The following is a 380-nucleotide window of genomic DNA, read 5'->3' on the forward strand; positions in this document are numbered from 1 at the left end:
CTGCTGATCTGTGTACGAACGGTTCATAAGTGGAATCCTCCAAGATCCCGTCCGCATCCCCTTTTGACCCTTAACCCACGAAGTTCGCTGAGCGAATATCAGCGCGAGCAGTTGGTGGAGTGTTTCGAGCGGGGCATGGGGTACCGAGCAGCTGCGAACATGGTCGGGGTCTCGACAAGCGCAACACGCGACCTCTATCGTCGGTTTCAACTGCATGGCAGGCTATGTCTTGTGGAGAAACCGACAAAGCAGCAGTATTCGTTCGACATCAAGAAGGAAGTTGTCCAACGCTACCTTGCCGGTGAGACAAGAATGGATCTTGCCCGCGAGTTTGGCCTGTCGTCAGACCAGCTCGTCAAAGATTGGTTCCGGAAATGGCG

The 380-nt window shown here is 54.5% G+C and carries 1 protein-coding gene; it reads left to right on the plus strand.

The genetic code is table 11. The features are described from left to right. Positions 1-159: 159 nt before the first annotated feature. A partial coding sequence (locus QP140_RS09800; RefSeq protein ID WP_284759472.1) for a helix-turn-helix domain-containing protein occupies positions 160-380 on the plus strand: 221 nt, incomplete at its 3' end.

Origin of the sequence: Corynebacterium sp. UMB9976 (genome assembly GCF_030212265.1) — a bacterium.
Classification (GTDB): Bacteria; Actinomycetota; Actinomycetes; order Mycobacteriales; family Mycobacteriaceae; genus Corynebacterium.